This window comes from Planctomycetota bacterium (assembly GCA_016872555.1).
Classification (GTDB): domain Bacteria; phylum Planctomycetota; class Planctomycetia; order Pirellulales; family UBA1268; genus F1-20-MAGs016.
The window spans coordinates 77,709-92,558 of the sequence record VGZO01000001.1; the positions used below are offsets into that span (position 1 = coordinate 77,709).

The 14,850-nt window shown below is 73.8% G+C and carries 11 protein-coding genes; 3 read left to right on the plus strand and 8 right to left on the minus strand.

Going from position 1 to position 14,850, the window contains the following annotated elements:
• Positions 1–4 precede the first annotated feature (4 nt).
• The 3 genes from leuC to FJ309_00390 all read right to left on the minus strand — a co-directional run bounded on the left by leuC (position 5) and on the right by FJ309_00390 (position 4,386).
• Entirely contained in the window at positions 5–1,414 is a 1,410-nt protein-coding gene (gene leuC, locus FJ309_00380) for a 3-isopropylmalate dehydratase large subunit (protein ID MBM3953072.1), read from the minus strand.
• Positions 1,415–1,534: 120 nt separating this feature from the next.
• Entirely contained in the window at positions 1,535–2,071 is a 537-nt protein-coding gene (locus tag FJ309_00385) for a hypothetical protein (GenBank protein ID MBM3953073.1), read from the minus strand.
• A 173-nt stretch (positions 2,072–2,244) separates the two neighbouring features.
• Positions 2,245–4,386 carry a hypothetical protein gene (locus tag FJ309_00390; GenBank protein ID MBM3953074.1) on the minus strand — a complete coding sequence of 714 codons (2,142 nt, stop codon included), beginning with the start codon at positions 4,384–4,386 and terminating at the stop codon, positions 2,245–2,247.
• A gap of 495 nt (positions 4,387–4,881) precedes the next feature.
• On the opposite strand from FJ309_00390, the gene FJ309_00395 reads away from it, so the two are divergent.
• Positions 4,882–5,589 (plus strand): hypothetical protein, encoded by a 708-nt coding sequence (locus FJ309_00395; GenBank protein MBM3953075.1) that lies wholly within the window; start codon positions 4,882–4,884, stop codon positions 5,587–5,589.
• Here the strand turns inward: FJ309_00395 and FJ309_00400 are convergent.
• Entirely contained in the window at positions 5,523–7,043 is a 1,521-nt protein-coding gene (locus FJ309_00400) for an MFS transporter (GenBank protein MBM3953076.1), read from the minus strand. The two genes, FJ309_00395 and FJ309_00400, sit on opposite strands and share 67 nt — an antisense overlap.
• Before the next feature lie 180 nt (positions 7,044–7,223).
• On the opposite strand from FJ309_00400, the gene FJ309_00405 reads away from it, so the two are divergent.
• Positions 7,224–8,135, plus strand: coding sequence for a TIGR01777 family protein (locus FJ309_00405; protein MBM3953077.1), 912 nt, complete (start codon positions 7,224–7,226; stop codon positions 8,133–8,135).
• A 28-nt stretch (positions 8,136–8,163) separates the two neighbouring features.
• On the opposite strand, the gene FJ309_00410 is transcribed toward FJ309_00405, so the two are convergent.
• Positions 8,164–9,237, minus strand: coding sequence for a threonylcarbamoyl-AMP synthase (locus tag FJ309_00410; protein MBM3953078.1), 1,074 nt, complete (start codon positions 9,235–9,237; stop codon positions 8,164–8,166).
• A gap of 97 nt (positions 9,238–9,334) precedes the next feature.
• Between FJ309_00410 and FJ309_00415 the strand changes: the two genes are divergently transcribed.
• Entirely contained in the window at positions 9,335–11,164 is a 1,830-nt protein-coding gene (locus tag FJ309_00415; protein ID MBM3953079.1) for a 5-(carboxyamino)imidazole ribonucleotide synthase, read from the plus strand.
• Positions 11,165–11,171: 7 nt separating this feature from the next.
• Here the strand turns inward: FJ309_00415 and FJ309_00420 are convergent, their stop codons facing one another.
• From FJ309_00420 to crtI, 3 genes are all read right to left on the minus strand, one after another.
• Complete coding sequence (locus FJ309_00420) at positions 11,172–12,311, minus strand: glycosyltransferase (GenBank protein ID MBM3953080.1); 1,140 nt, start codon at positions 12,309–12,311, stop codon at positions 11,172–11,174.
• Positions 12,308–13,159 (minus strand): acyltransferase, encoded by an 852-nt coding sequence (locus FJ309_00425; GenBank protein ID MBM3953081.1) that lies wholly within the window; start codon positions 13,157–13,159, stop codon positions 12,308–12,310. The genes FJ309_00420 and FJ309_00425 overlap by 4 nt, the downstream gene beginning before the upstream one ends.
• Before the next feature lie 70 nt (positions 13,160–13,229).
• Entirely contained in the window at positions 13,230–14,795 is a 1,566-nt protein-coding gene (crtI, locus tag FJ309_00430) for a phytoene desaturase (protein MBM3953082.1), read from the minus strand.
• Positions 14,796–14,850 lie beyond the last annotated feature (55 nt).

The window sequence follows — 14,850 nt, forward strand, 5'->3', positions numbered from 1 at the left end:
CGGTTCAGGCGTCGGTCGGCCAGGTGCGGACGTCGACGAACGTGCCGGCGACCGCCGCGGCGGCCGCCATCGCCGGCGAGACGAGGTGCGTCCGCCCCCCCTTCCCCTGCCGCCCCTCGAAATTGCGGTTACTCGTCGAGGCGCAGCGCTCACCCGGCGCGAGCGTGTCGGGATTCATCCCCAGGCACATGCTGCACCCCGCCTCGCGCCATTCGAAACCGGCGTCGCGGAACACGCGGTCGAGCCCCTCGGCCTCGGCCTGCCGCTTCACGCGCCCGCTCCCCGGCACGACCATCGCGTGGACGCTACTGGCGACGCGGTGGCCGCGGACGGTGCGCGCCGCCTCGCGAAGGTCCTCGATCCGGCTGTTGGTGCAGGAGCCGATGAACACCCGGTCGATCGGGATGCCGACGATCGGCGTGCCCCCGGCGAGACCCATGTAGGCCAGCGATCGGGTCGCCCCGTCGCGCTGTCCGGGATCGGCGAACGACGCCGGGTCGGGGACGCAGCCGTCGATCCCGACGACCTCGGCGGGGTTCGTGCCCCAGGTGACCTGCGGCACGATCGCGGCGGCGTCGAAGCGTTCGCTGCGGTCGTAGACGGCGCCGGGATCGCTCGGCAGCCGCTCCCAGCGGGACACCGCGGCATCGAAGTCGCGCGGCGCGAAGTCGCGGCCGCGGAGGTAGTCGAAGGTCACGGCGTCGGGGGCGATCATCCCGGCCCGGGCCCCGGCTTCGATCGACATGTTGCAGACCGTCATCCGCTCCTCCATCGAGAGGCTGCGGATGCACGATCCGGTGTATTCGATCACGAAGCCCGTTCCCCCCTCGGTCGACAGCCGGCCGATGATGTACAGGACGAGGTCCTTGGCGGTCACGCCGGGGGCGAGCCGACCGTCGACGCGGATTTCGAGTGACCGCGGTTTCGCTTGGCGGAGCGTCTGCGTGGCGAGGACGTGCTCGACCTCGCTCGTGCCGATGCCGAAGGCCAGGGCCCCCAGGGCCCCGTGGGTCGCAGTGTGGCTGTCGCCGCAGACGATCGTCATCCCGGGCTGCGTGATCCCGAGCTCGGGGCCGATGACGTGGACGATCCCCTGGTCGGCGTCGTCGAGGTCGAACAGACGGATCCCGAACTCGCGGCAGTTGCTCCGCAGCGTGTCGATCTGCTGCCGCGAGATCAGGTCGGCGATCGGCAGCCGCCGGTCGGTGGTCGGGACGTTGTGGTCGGGTGTGGCGAACGTCGCCTCCGGGCGGCGGACGCGCCGGCCGGCCAGCCGCAGCCCTTCGAAGGCCTGCGGGCTGGTCACCTCGTGGACGAGGTGGCGGTCGACGTACACCAGCGCGAGTTCACCGGGCGGGGCGCAGACGACGTGGTCGTCCCAGATCTTGTCGAGCAGCGTGCGCGGGGCGGGCATGGGTGGACGAGCCGAGGGGATCGGGCGCCGGGAGACGGCTGCCCGAAGGACCGGCTCGCAATGTACTGCCGCCGTCGTGGGCGTGCCACGGTCGCGGCCGCTGCCGGCCCGGGGGCGGCGTCAGCCGGCGCGGCGCTGGACCGAGGCGCTGGCCAGGTCGGCGAGTTGCGACCGCGACAGCGGCACCCACGTGCCGCCGCGCGACTCGACGAACACCGTCGTGTCGGTGCCGACGAGCCGCTGGACGAACAGCCACGCGCGCTCGAGCTCGCGGGGGGGCGTGTCGGCAGCGACGACCACCAGGTCGAACGCGCCGATATGGTTGCACAATCGCGATAGCGTGCTGTCGACGTTGCCGGGCACGAGCCTTACGCTGCCCAGCCCATGGAGGCGCCGGTGGGCCTCCTTGAGCGACACACCCGGGCCCTCGGCCGGCTGCCGGCTTTCGAACCGGTCGATGCCAACGTAGGTGACGGGAGTGCCCCGGGCGCTGTCGGCGGCGAGATGGAGCAGCCGTTCCGCACGGCGCAGGTTCCCGAGGCCGAGCTCGAGGATCCGGGCCGGCCGGCGCGCGAGGACGTGACGGCAGAGGATCCGCTCACCCGCCGGCAGCGAGAAGCGGGTCAGCCAGAGGTGGTCGAGCCAGCGTGGAAGCATCGCGGGGCCGATTCGACGGGAGTCTGCCCCGCGGAAACCGTCCGCCGGGACCTCACCCGTCCAATCGGCTGCCTATCGGCGGCGGTTCAGCTGCCCGCCTCCGCGCCGCTCCCGGCCCCCCAGCTTTCCCGACCCGCAGCGCCGGCCGCGCTGTCGGGAACGGAACCGCCAGGCTACCGTGCCTCGGCGCCGTTCTTGAGGGCCCGCAGGGCCGCGGCGGCAGCCGCCCGCACCGCTTCCGACGGATCGCCGTCGGACATCAGCTCCAGCATCGGGATCGCGCTCTTGGCAGACGCCCCGATCTCACCGAGCGCCCGGGCAGCCTCGACCCGCGCCAGCTCGCGGTCCGACCGCAGCGCCTTGCGGAGCCGCGGGACAGCCTGCTCGAAATGCTTCGCGTTCCCCGGCTCGATCTTGAGCAGCGCCCAGGAGGCCATCGTGGCGAGCATCGGGTCGTCCCCCTTGTCGGCCAGCGCCACGAGCGGGGCGACGGCCGCGGTCGCCGCGGGACCGATCTTGCCCAGGGCGTAGGCCGCCGCGAGCCGGTTCCCGGCAACGGTGCCGACGGCATCGGTCGCCGATGGTTCGGCCGTGTCGGGAGCGGCCGGGGCGGTCAGGATCCGCACCAGCCCGGGGATCGCCTCGGCGGCTTCCGAACCGACGCTCGCCAGCGCCAGCGCCGCCTCCCCCTGGACGAGCGTGTCGGTTTCTTCGAGGGCCTTGGTGAGCGAGTCGACCGCCGGATGCGAGAGCTTGCCGAGCGCCGCCAGCAGCTGGACGGCCGTCATCCGCAGGCTCGGGTCGCCGAGGGCCTCTTCGAGCGTGGCGACGGCCGTCGGCCCCATCTGCACCAGCGCCTCGGCGGCCGCCATCGACACGTCGGGCTTCGGATCGGCGAGGAGTCGGACCATGTCCTGGGCCACCGCCGCTTCGCGCTCGTCGGCGATCGCCCCACGGAGGTCGGCCAGGCCGCGCAGCGACGCGGCCCGAACGTTGGGGCGGTCGCTCTTCAATCCCTCGCCGAGCCGGGTGACGGCCGCGTCGACGAGGGCCACGTCGTCGGGATGGATCCGTGCCCGCGCCCAGGCCGCGATCGTCGCGAGGAAGGCGTCGGGGTCGGCGGCGGCCTTTTCGAGGGCCGCATCGGCGCCCGCGCCGCGGACGCGCCCCAGCGCATAGGCCCCGGTGAACCGCAGGGCCCCGTCGGGCGTCTCGAGGAGCGCGGCCAATTCGTCGGTCGCGGCGGCCGCCGGCTCGCCGATCGCGGCCAGCGCCAGCCCGGCCTGCATCCGCTCATCGATCTCGCCGGTGCCGAGGAGGGCGATCAGGTCGTCGGTGGCAGGAGCCGCCTCGGGCCCCATCTCCATCAGCGCGATGCTCGCCCAGTAGCGCGCCTTGGGATCCTGCAGCGCCTTGCGGAGCAGCGGGACCGCCGGTTCACCGATGTCGGCGAGGCTCCGCAGCGCCGGCAGGATCACCGACGGATCGGAGTCGGACAGCAAGCGGACGAACAGCGGCCCGAGCGTCTCGGGACCGGCGTTGAAGGCTTTCAGGCCCTTGAGCGCCGCGCGACGGGCGCGGGCGTCGCCATGGCTGCTGGCCTTGACGAGGGCATCGAGGGCCTTCGCGAACCGGTCCGCCTCGGCGGCGGGCAGATCGGCAGCGTGGCGCGGGTCGTCGGCGCGGATCTCACCGAGCGCTGCGGCGGCCTGGGTGACGACGATCGGGTCGGCGTCGCCGAGCGCGTCGATCAGCGCCGGGATCGCCGGCGCGGCATCGTGGCCGATCCGCCCGATCGCCCGGACGGCATGCCAGCGGATCCGCTCCGACGCATGCGTGGCCGCTTCGAGCAGCTTGTCGAGCGCCGGCGCCGCCGCGGCGCCGAGCTTCGCGATGTCGTCGATCGCCGCCACACGACCATCCTCGTCGGTGGCCGCCGACAGCGAGCCGAGGAGAGCCGTCACCGCGGCCTTCCCGGCATCCTTGATCGCGGCGACGTCGGCATCGACGTCGTTGGCCGGCGCCGGCGCTGGTGCCGGTGCGGGAGCGGCCGCCTGTCGGGGCGTGGTCGGCGGCTGGGGGGCGGCCGGCCTGGGCGTGGCCTGCTCGGCGGCGGCCGTCGGGGCGGGAGCAGGCGCCGGTCGCGGCGGGGCGGGAGGAGCCGCCGGCTTGCTGCAGCCGGCAATCGCCAGCACCACGCAGGCGGTGGCGGCGCCCGTGCGGGCGGCATGCAGGGCGGACTCGAGCCATGCCCGGTGGCAGGGATCGGCGGCGGCGGGCGACGGATGGCTGAAGCGGGCGGCGGCACGGGACATGCAAGTCACTCCGAAGGCTGACCGGAAGGTCGCCGCGACCGCTTCTCGGAGGGTCGCGCGATTCGACGTCGCCGGCAGTTCCACCGCAGATTATACGTTCAGTCTCATCGGTCACACGGAAGTTTCGCCCCCCGGTCACGGGTCGCCCCGGGGCCAGAGTCGCTCCGACCGGCAGATCCGTTGCCTCCCCACCCACGTGTGATGTCCGACGGGATGACGGGGTCGTGAGAGGTGTGACGGAAATGCCGAGGGCACCGGCGCCGACGCCGTCGGGCGTCTCCCCCGCGAGCGCCCGCATCGACCGGGCCCGTCCCGCGAACTATGCTTTCGGGTGGCTGCTCCGGAGCGGTCGCGGAGTGCCCGACGGCAACGCCCCGCCCGTGGTCCGCCGGTGGGCGGCGGCATCGCCGATCACGCGCCCGCCGTCCGTCAATCGAGCTTCAAGTCACACCGGTCCCGTTCGCGATCCCTTTCCTTTCCGCCCGTGGTGAAACCATGCCGATCCGACCTGCCACCGTCACCTCCCCGCGGTCCGTTTTCTCCCGCAACCCCCTGCCACTCGTGGGCGGGCGGACGCTGGCGGCGCTGGCGGCGCTGACGGCCGCGCTCCCCGCAGCGGCCCAGTGGGGCGGATGGGGCTACGGCTCAGGCATGGCCGTGACCGCCGGTCAGGCCGCCGACTACGGCTACTCCGCCGTGATCAATTCCGAAGGGCAGGCCAACCTCTCCAATTCCGAGGCGGCGAAGAATTGGGAGCAGGCGAAGTCGATGGAGATCGACAACCGCGCCAAGTGGACCGAGACCTACTTCGACATGCGGCGGACCAACCGCGAGAAGCGTGCCGAGGAGGAGGGGCCGCGGGTCACCCAGGAACAGGCGATCCGGATCGCCAAGATGGCGACGCCGCCGCGGCTCGACTCGACCCAACTCGATCCCCTCACCGGGCACATCGAATATCCGCTCGTGCTGCGCGACGGCCGCTTCGCCGAAAACCGGTCGCAACTCGACTCGCTCTTCGCCCACCGCGCGTCGACGCAGGGGAGCATCGATTTCGAGGACCACCGCAAGATCCGCCAGACCGTGTCGAACTTCATCGACGCGCTCAAGGCCCACGTCAACGACTACTCGGCCAACGACTACGGCAGGGCGCGGACGTTCCTCGACAGCTTGCTCCACGAGCTGCGCTTCCCGATCAGCGGCTGAGCGAGCGGCCGCGGCAAGCCGGTCTCCCGCACCGGGCGTTCGCCTTCGCCCGGGCCGGGTGCGGAGCCGGTGGCGCCGTCGTCGGCTTCGTGCGAGACGGCGGTGGCGACCGGCGGTGGGACTGCGGCCGCGGTCGCTCCCGGCCCCGGAGCCGCCGCGGCCCCGACCGTCCTCCCGCCGCGGTTGATCCGCGCCATCAGCGGGATCACCGCAGCGCGGAGAATCGCCGACGTCACGAACAACGTGACGTACGCGGACTTCCCTTCGCCGAGCCACTCGAGCAGCGCCGCCCCGGCGGTCGCGCCCGATACGGTGGCGACGGCATGGCCGACGTTGTAGACGGTGACGACGCTCGTCCGGTCAGCCGGTGCGACGGCATCGAAGAACAGCAGCGCGACGGCGAGCTCGTAGCCGGCCCAGCAGCACCCCGCAAGGACCTGGACCGCGACCAGGTACGGCACCGTTTCGGCCGGAACCCACAACAGCACCAGGGGGGTGACCGCCAGGGCACTGGCCCACAGCAGCCTCGTCGACCCGATCCGCGACCCAAGCCGGCCGAGGGCCGGCAGCGCGAACGCCTTGGCGAGGAAGGCGGTCGCGCCGACGGTCATGAAGTCGAGGTAGGAGAACCCCAATTCACGGCGCATGAACGGGGTGAAATAGGGCGCCGAGATCTGGCAGGCGAAGGCGAACAGCCAGAGAAAGACGACCAGAGCCGCCGGCCCCGACCCCGTCAGCCGGCGGAGCCGCTCGGCGAGAGGCGGAGTGGCGCTCGGCGGCGCCTCGCGGATGATCTGGGCGGGGCGCTTCAGTTCGCGACACGCCAGCAGGCAGCCGGTGGAAACGAGGCGGAACGCCGCGGCGATCGCGAACAGCACGGCGAACGCCCCGCGCGCGTCGCCGCGCGACTCCCCCCATTGCAGCACGAGCCCTCCGGCGACGAACCCGGCGAAGGCGGCGAACTGCCCGAGCCGGTGGCGCTGGGCGAAATAGGGAGTCCGCATCCGCTCCGGCACCATCGTGCCCATCCAGGCGTTCCAGGCCGGAGCCCCCGCCATCCCCGCCGACCAGTAGAGGCTCGCCGCGACGAGCACCTGCCACAGGGCGGCGTGGCCGGTCAGCGCCCAGACGATCAGGGGCAAAAAACTCGCCGCTTGGAGGAGCGTGCAGCCGACCACCCAGCCACGGTTCGTGCCGACATGGCGGACGCCCCATGGCGTGACCGATTGGAGGCAGGCTCCGGCGAGCACCGGGACGGTGGCCGTCATGCCCGCCGCCACCGGGCCGAGCCCCAACTCCAGCGCGAACGCCGGGATGTAGGTCTCGCCGCAGCCGACCATCACGCTGAACGCGGCGGCGTCCGCCGCCGACACCCACAAGTCGCGGCGGAGTCCGGCGCGGGGGGGCAGCAACGGGCGGAGCGCGGCGGCGATCCGCGGGCGGCGGGCGAACACGGGTCACTCGGGCAGCTGGGCGGGGTCCACGCCGCTCGACCGGTTGGTCGTCGCAGGGCGCGGCGGCGCGGCGGAGGTGGCAGGCGGAGGAACCCGTTTATACTTCCTCATCGGTCCCGGCGCCGACACGGGTTTCGTCGTCGGCAGCGCGGAGCGGACGGGGCCGTCGGAGATGTCGCGATGCGGGCCCTCGTCACCGGTGCCACGGGTTTCGTCGGGCCGCGTTTGCTGCGGCTGCTCGACGCACCGACGGTCCTTTCGCGATCGCCGGAGCGGGCCCGCCAACGGCTCGGCCCCTCGGTCGGCCCGATCTTCAAGTGGGATCCGCTCGCCGGTCCCCCTCCTGCGGAGGCCTTCTCGGGAATCGATACCGTCTTCCACCTCGCCGGCGAGTCGGTCGCCGACGGACGGTGGACCGCCGCGCAGAAGGCGAAGATCCGCGACAGCCGCGTGATCGGGACGCGGAATCTCGTCCTCGGGATGCTCCAGGCGCCGTCGCGACCGGCGACGCTCGTCTCGTCGTCCGCGGTCGGCATCTACGGCAACCGCGGCGACGAGGAACTGATCGAGACGAGCCCCGTGGCCAGCGATTTCCTCGCCGGGGTGTGCGTGGAGTGGGAACGCGAAGCGCTCGCGGCGGCGTCGGGCGGCGTCCGCGTGGCGCTGCTGCGGACCGGCATCGTCCTCGGCAGTGGCGGCGGGGCGTTGGCCAAGATGCTGCTGCCGTTCCGGCTCGGGGTGGGGGGCCCTCTCGGCAACGGCCGCCAGTGGATGCCCTGGATCCACGTCGCCGACCTGGCGCGCCTCTACGTTCATGCCGCCGATCAGGCCGGCATCTCGGGCCCGGTCAACGGCGTCGCCCCGGAACCGGTCCGCAACGCCGACTTCACCAAGGCGCTGGCCAGGCAACTCCACCGCCCCGCGTTCCTGCCGGCTCCCTACTTCGGCCTGCGACTGCTGTTCGGCGAGTTCGCCCAGGTGCTGTTCGACTCGCAGCGCGTGATCCCGCGCGTCGCGCTGGAGACCGGATTCCGCTTCCAATACCCCGACATCGCCTCGGCGCTGCGGGCGATCCTCACCGTGGCCGCCTGAGCGTTGCTTCGGCGCCGGCGCGATCCCGTCACGGGGCGGTGCCGTCAGCGTCGCCTGTCTCGTCCGGGGAACTGGCACGCGTGAGCCGGTCGCGGATCGCGTCCCACGCCGGCTCGGCCGGGGGCGCGTCGGCGACGATCAGGTCGAGCGACCGGCGGTCGAGGGCGTGGAGGAGGGCGTAGAGCCGGGCACCGTAGTCCTCGGGCACGGCGGGCATCGGCACGACGACGGCCTCCGTCGATCCGGCGACCGCCCGCGTCGCCGGCGCGTCGGGCGTGAGGCACAGCCACCCGACCCGCTTCCCCGCGCGGATCGCCCGGCGGACGACGCGCGGGGCGTCGGCGGCGACCTCGAGCGGCGTCCGCGGTGCGTAGTGGCGGCGGAGCTGGCCGGGGGACCGCGGCACGCCGGCACGGTCGCCGGCGGCGGCGACGGGATGGCCGAGGAGGGTGGCGAGCGTGGCCGCCGCCACCGGGCCGGGGCGGAGGACGACCGGCTCGGCCGTCGTGCAGTCGACGACCGTCGACTCGATCCCGGCGCGGCACGGCCCACCGTCGAGGATCAGGTCGACGCGGGCGCCGAGGCTCTCGAAGACGTGTCCGGCCGTGGTCGGCGAGAGGCGCAGCGACCGGTTGGCACTCGGTGCCGCGAGCGGCGCGCCGACCATGGCGATGAGCCGGCGGATGACCGGGTGCGCCGGGCAGCGGAGCGCCACCGTGGCGCCGCCGGCGGTGACCAGATCGGGAACCGCCGCGGCACGCGGCACGACGACCGTCACCGGCCCGGGCCACAGCGCCGCGGCGAGCCGTTCGGCGGCGTCGGGCCAGGCCGCCGCCAGCGAGCGCGCCATGGCGGTGTCGGCGACGTGGACGATGAGCGGATTGGAGGCGGGCCGTCCCTTGGCGGTGAAGATCCTCGCGACGGCCGCCTCGTCGAGGGCCAGCGCGGCCAGCCCGTAGACCGTCTCGGTCGGCACCGCCACCAGCCCGCCGCCCCGGAGCACGGTGGCGGCGCGTTCGAGAGCCGCCACCGTGGCGGCTGGCGGATGCGCGCCGCCATCCGGCCAGGGCACCGGCAACGTGTCGGGGAGGGCGTGGTCCATCGCGGCCGGTCGGTACTCGGGGTGGCGGGCCGAACCCGCGACGGTCACCGGCGCAGGCGAGCGGCAGGCCGGGGACGGCACGATGCCGGCCGGCGGAATGGTCGGCCGGGCGTGTCCCGGAGTCAACCGGCACCTGCGGTCGTTGCATGACGGGGAGGTGATCGGGAACAATCCAGCCTCACCCCACCCCGTCGTGACCTGCCATGGCCACCGCTCAGACCGCCGGATCCCCCGACCCTGCCGCGCTGGTCGCGGTCGTGATGGGGAGCCGTTCCGACTGGACGACGCTCGAACGCGCCGCGATGGTCCTCGCCGAGCTCGGCGTGCCTCACGAGTGCGCCGTCGTCTCGGCCCACCGCACGCCGGAGCATCTCGCGACGTTCGCCCGCGAGGCCGCCGCCCGCGGGCTGCGGGTGATCATCGCCGGTGCCGGGGGGGCCGCACACCTGCCCGGGATGCTCGCCGCCCACACGCCCCTGCCGGTCCTCGGCGTGCCGGTCGAATCGCAGATGCTACGGGGGATCGACTCGCTGCTGTCGATCGTGCAGATGCCCGCCGGCATTCCGGTGGGGACGCTGGCGATCGGACCGGCCGGGGCGGCCAACGCGGCGCTGCTGGCGATCGCGATCCTCGCCCTCACCGATCCCCGTCTCGCCGAGCGGCTCGCCACCTACCGGCGCGAGCAGACGGAACGCGTCCTCCGCGACGGCCTCGACGGGATCGCCGAGCCATCCGCGCCGCGGGTGTCGACCCGGTGACCTCCGCGCTCCCCGCCCGTCGCCGTCCCCCGCTCCTCCCCGGGGCCTGCCTCGGCGTCCTCGGCGGCGGCCAGCTCGGGATGATGTTCGCCACCGCCGCCCGGCGGATGGGCTACCGGGTCGAGGTGTTTTCCGACGTCGCCGACTGTCCCGCTGCCCGGCACTGCGACCGGCTCCACGTCGTCTCCCTCGACGATCCGCAGGCCGTGGTCCGGGCCGCGGCCGACGTCGACGCGGTGACCTTCGAGTTCGAAAACGTCTCCGCCGCCGCCGCCCTGGCGCTCGCGGCACGGACGCGCGTCCGCCCCTCGCCGAGCGTGCTCCACACCGTCCAGGAGCGGCGCCGCGAAAAGGCGTTTCTCGTCGCCCACGGCTTTCCGGTCGTCCCCCACGCCGTGGTCACCGACGCCGCGACGCTCGCCGCCGCCGATCGTGTCGGCTTCCCGGCGGTGATCAAGACCACCGCCTTCGGCTACGACGGCAAGGGGCAGCGCCGGGTGGCGGACCGCGCCGGCCTCGAGGCGGCGTGGCGCGATCTCGGCGCGGGGCCGGTCGTCGTCGAGGCCTGGGTCGAGTTCGTCGCCGAGCTGTCGGTCGTCGCCGCCCGCGGCGACGACGGGGCGTTCGCGCGGTTTCCTGCGGTCCACAACCGCCACCGCGACCACATCCTCGACCTGACGACCTCCCCGGCCGCGTTTCCCGAGGCGGTCGGCGCGGAGGCGGCGCGGATCACCGCCGGCGTGTTCACGGCCCTCGACCTGGTGGGGGTGGCGTGCGTCGAGTTCTTTCTCCTCGGCGACGGGCGGCTGCTCGTCAACGAGATCGCGCCCCGCCCGCACAACTCCGGGCACCTGACGATCGAAGCCTGCGCCTGCTCGCAGTTCGAGCAGCAGGTGCGGGCTCTGTGCGGCCTGCCGCTCGGCGCGCCGCGGCAGCTCGCTCCCGCCGCGATGGCCAATCTCCTCGGTGAGTGCTGGGGCGACGGCGAACCGGACTGGCCGGCGGCGCTGGCGGTGCCCGGGGTGAGCCTGACCCTGTACGGCAAGGCGGCGCCGCGTCCGGGGCGGAAGATGGGGCACCTCACCGCCGTGGCCGCGACGGCCACCGCGGCCGAGGAGGCGGTGCTCGCCGCCCGCGCCCGTGCCTGCCGCGCCGCGCCGGGCACCTGATCGGCGCTCACTGCGGGTCGAGCGACCGACCCCGCCACGAGGTTTTCGCGCCGGCGAGCTTCCGGGCCAGTGCCCACCACTGGATCGCCACCAGGACCGCGACCCCGAGCGGGTGGCCGAGCCAGCCCACGGCACTGCCGGTGAAGCGGCGGTCGAGCTGGATCCGCGTCGCGGCGGAGAGCGCCGCCGCCGCGACCGTGGCGACGATCGCCCATCCTGGCCAATCGCGCCAGCCGCCGAGGAGCCCCGTCCCCACGAGGACCCAGGGGAGAACCTGTCCGCCGACGAGGAGGACCGTGAACGGGACGATGGTCCGCGGCGCCCCGATCCCCTCGGTGGCGTTCTTCGCCAGCCCGGCGAGCGTCGCCCGGCTGGTGTCGTACATCCGGCAGCTGGCGACGTCGGTGGCGTCGAAGATGTCGGTCCGCAGCCCCGCGCGGCGGTAGGCCCGCGGCAGCATCACGCCGTCGTGGAGCGACCGCCGGATCGCGGCATGGCCGCCGGCGCGCTCGTAGGCCGCCCGTCGCGTGATGAACCACTGGCCGCACCCCGCCGCCAGCGCCGGCGACGGCTGGGCCCGGGCCCGGCCGAGCGGGAGGAAGCCGAGGAGAATGAAGTGGATCAGCGGCAGCAGCAGCCGGTCGGCGGCCTGCCCGGTGATCTGCCGGGGAAAGCCGCTGACGAGGTCGGCCGCCGCAGCGTCGAGAAACGCCGCGCCGCGGGCGAGGGCGTCGGGCACCAGGCGGACGTCGGCGTCGACGAAGGCCAGCGTCTCGTGGCGGGCGGCGGCGGCGAGCTGCGCGCAGGCGTGCTGCTTCCCGCACCATCCGGCGGGGAGCGGCCGACCGGACAGGAGCCTCACGCGCGGGTCGGCCGCCGCGCGCGCGGCGACCCGCGCGGCGGTGTCGTCGCGGCTGTCGTCGTCGAGGACCACGACCTCGAGATCGACCCCCCGGCTGGCGAGGAGGTGGTCGAGGAGCCCGTCGATCGCCTCCGCTTCGTTCCGTGCCGGGACGAGTGCCGAAACGGAGTGGGGATCCCCGGGCGGGGGCGCCGGGGCGAAGCGACGGAGGTTGGCCACGACGAGGAGGGCGGGGAGCGCGGCCGTTGCCAAGGCCACGGCGGCCGCCACGCCGACGAGCGTCATCGTCCTTCCTCCGGCGTCCGTCGCGCGTGCGCCGGGTCGAAGCGCTGGCCGCGGAGCCGCGCCACCAGCCCGCGCCAGATGTCGTAGGGGCCGCCGACGCCCACGGTGCCGTCGAGGAGCGTGCGGAATCGCCCCGGATCGCGGCTGCAAGCGGCCGCGGCGAGGCGATCCTGCGTCGCCTCGAGTGCCGCGGTCAACCCCTCCTGCCACAGGCGCCGGTCGCGGACCGGCTCGAGATCCAGCGGCGTTCCGATCGCCACCAGCGCCTCGGGGCAGCGCTCGGTCCAAAACGGATACTCGACCGCCAGCGGCACGATCCGGCCCGGGCCGCCGGCCGCCGCGACATGGGCGATGCCGGAGCGGAGCACCAGCGGGCGCGTCCGCGGGTCGACGAACTCCCCCTGCGCGGTGCACCAGAAGATCACGTCGCTCCGCGCCATCGCCGCCCGGGCGACGCGGAGGAAGCGGGCGGCGCCGGCGCGGCTGCGCGGGTCGATGCCGATGAAGCCGATCCGTTCCATGAGCCGGTAATGGCCGAGGGCCGCGGCATCGATCGGCCCGTAGCTCATCCGGCCCGGCCAGACGATCCGGCCGACCGACAGGAACACCAGCGGATCCCACCACCCCGGATGGTTGGTGTAGACGAGCACCGGCCTGTCGCCGAGGTCGGGGACCGCGTCCGGGCCGTCGAGGAGGCGGAGGGCGTGGAAGTGGCGCTCGAGATACCCGCGCACGTACCACATGAACCAGTCGTTGAGCCGGTGGGAGAACGGCGGCAGTTCCTCGGCGCGACCGGTGTCGTCGCTGGCCCCCCTGCCCCGCCGCTCCGCCGTCGCGCGCCGCGCCATGCTGGCCCCCACGGGCCGCGTTGACCGTCGCGACGGTCGCTCGGCCACTGTCGATCGGACCGGCCCGCGCTCAGGCGGGCGATGCGGCCGCGGCCCGCGCCGCGTTGACCGGTTCGACGAGCCCGTCGCGGTCGACGCAGTCCCCGGCGATCCAGCCCGACATCAGCACCATCGGCATCCCCGGCCCCGGATGGGCGGCACCGCCGGCGAGGTACAGCCCGCGGATGTCGGGCGACCGGTTCGCGGGCTTGAAGGCACCGAAGAACCGGCCGTGGCTCGCCAGCCCGTAGATCGCGCCGTCGAGCACGCGGTAGCGGTCGTGGATGTCCTGCGGCGTCAGGGCCCGTTCGAAGACGATGTGGCGCTCGAGGTCGCGGAGGCCGGCGGTCGATTCGAGCTTCTCGATGATCCGCTTGCGGTAGGCGGGGAACATCGCCTTCCAATCGTGGTGCGGCCGCAGATAGGGGGTGTGGACGAGAACGTACAGCGCCTCGCCGCCGGGGGGGGCCACCTCGGGTTCGGTGATCGCCGGGGCGCAGACGTAGCAGGTCGGATCGGGGGCCGGCTCGCCGCGCCGGTAGATCGTCTCGAACTCCTCGTGGGCATCGGCGGAGAAGACGAAATTGTGATGGATCAGCTGCTCGTAGCGGCGGTCGAGGCCGAGATAGAGCACGACCCCCGAGCAGGCCGGCTCGTACCGGCGCCGGCCGAGGAACCGGTCGCCGGCCGGCGCGGTGAGCAGTTCGCGGTGGGTCCGCACCGAGTCGCTGTTGCTGACCACGGCGGCCGCGGGGAGCCGCTCGCCGGCGGCCGTCTCGACCCCACGGACCCGGCCCCCCTCGACGATGATCCGCCGCACCTCGGTGCGGGTGCGGATCTCGACGCCGAGGTCGATCGCCAGGCTCGACAGCGCCCGCGGGACCGCGCCTGTGCCGCCGCGCGGATACCAGACGCCGTCATGCGACTGCATGTGGGCGATCCCACACAGCACGGCCGGCGAGGCGTCGGGGGCGCTGCCGACGTATTGCGTGAAGTGGTCGAGCATCTGCGCGGTGCGCGGATCGGCGACGAACGAGCGCACGGTCCCGGCGACGCTGTGGCCCGGGCGCATGTTCATCACTTCGCGGAGGACGCCGAGCGACATCCCCCGGCGAGGATCGAACATGTCGCCGAGCCCCCCCACACTCCGCCAGAAGAAAAAGTCGTCCGACAGCCGGTGGAGCCGCTCGGCGAGGGCCATGAAGCGGCCGTAGCCCGCTGCCGACCCGGTGCCCGGGGCGTAGGAGTCGAGGGTCCGCTGCATCTCGGCGACGTCGGCGACGAGGTCGAGCGTCGAGCCGTCGGTAAAGAAGCTCCGCCATTGCGGATCGAGCGGCACCAGGTCGAGCGCCGTGTCGAGGTCGCGATCGGCCTCGGCCCAGATCCGCCGCAGGACCCCCGGGATCGTGAGGATCGTCGGGCCCATGTCGAACCGGTAGCCCTGCTCGGCGAGCACGGCCGCCTTCCCCCCGACCCAGGAGTTGGCCTCCAGCAGCGTGACCGCGTAGCCGCGGGCGGCGAGCGTGCATGCCGACGCCAGCCCGGCAAGCCCTCCTCCGACGACGATCACGCGGCGAGTTTCATCGACGTGTTTCATGCTCAGTCTCGCTCTCCCGCCACCTGCCGGACCGCGGACGATCACCCGGGCCGCG